The 1,364-nt window shown below is 56.8% G+C and carries 1 rRNA gene (running past one end of the window); it reads right to left on the bottom strand.

Annotated features, from left to right (window positions below):
- Positions 1-1,279, bottom strand: a 23S ribosomal RNA gene (locus tag ACWDVB_RS40070); its annotated part reaches 1,873 nt to the left of the window's first position; the annotation flags it as partial.
- Positions 1,280-1,364: the final 85 nt, after the last annotated feature.

Below are 1,364 nucleotides of genomic sequence, written 5' to 3'. Positions count from 1 at the left end.
GTGCTGGAATGACACGACTTCGGCGGTACGCTTGAGCCCCGCTACATTGTCGGCGCGGAATCACTAGACCAGTGAGCTATTACGCACTCTTTCAAGGGTGGCTGCTTCTAAGCCAACCTCCTGGTTGTCTGTGCGACTCCACATCCTTTCCCACTTAGCGTACGCTTAGGGGCCTTAGTCGATGCTCTGGGCTGTTTCCCTCTCGACCATGGAGCTTATCCCCCACAGTCTCACTGCCGTGCTCTCACTTACCGGCATTCGGAGTTTGGCTAAGGTCAGTAACCCGGTAGGGCCCATCGCCTATCCAGTGCTCTACCTCCGGCAAGAAACACACGACGCTGCACCTAAATGCATTTCGGGGAGAACCAGCTATCACGGAGTTTGATTGGCCTTTCACCCCTAACCACAGGTCATCCCCCAGGTTTTCAACCCTGGTGGGTTCGGTCCTCCACGACCTCTTACAGCCGCTTCAACCTGCCCATGGCTAGATCACTCCGCTTCGGGTCTTGAGCGCGCTACTATATCGCCCTATTCGGACTCGCTTTCGCTACGGCTTCCCCACACGGGTTAACCTCGCAACACACCGCAAACTCGCAGGCTCATTCTTCAAAAGGCACGCAGTCACGAGACACCAAGCAAGCTTGATGTCCGACGCTCCCACGGCTTGTAGGCACACGGTTTCAGGTACTATTTCACTCCGCTCCCGCGGTACTTTTCACCATTCCCTCACGGTACTATCCGCTATCGGTCACCAGGGAATATTTAGGCTTAACGGGTGGTCCCGCCAGATTCACACGGGATTTCTCGGGCCCCGTGCTACTTGGGTGTCTCTCAAACGAGCCGTTGATGTTTCGACTACGGGGGTCTTACCCTCTACGCCGGACCTTTCGCATGTCCTTCGCCTACATCAACGGTTTCTGACTCGCCTCACAGCCGGCAGACTGTGAAAGAGAGATCCCACAACCCCGCCTACGCAACCCCTGCCGGGTATCACACGTAAACGGTTTGGCCTCATCCGGTTTCGCTCGCCACTACTCCCGGAATCACGGTTGTTTTCTCTTCCTGCGGGTACTGAGATGTTTCACTTCCCCGCGTTCCCTCCACACTGCCTATGTGTTCAGCAGCGGGTGACAGCCCATGACGACTGCCGGGTTTCCCCATTCGGAAACCCCCGGATCAAAGCCTGGTTGACGACTCCCCGGGGACTATCGTGGCCTCCCACGTCCTTCATCGGTTCCTGGTGCCAAGGCATCCACCGTGCGCCCTTAAAAACTTGGCCACAGATGCTCGCGTCCACTGTGCAGTTCTCAAACAACGACCAACCACCCATCACCCTGCTGACATACAGCAAGTGCACTGGGGCC

The sequence above is a fragment of the Streptomyces sp. NPDC003379 genome (assembly GCF_053589195.1).
This window is presented reverse-complemented; position numbering and strand designations above follow the sequence as displayed.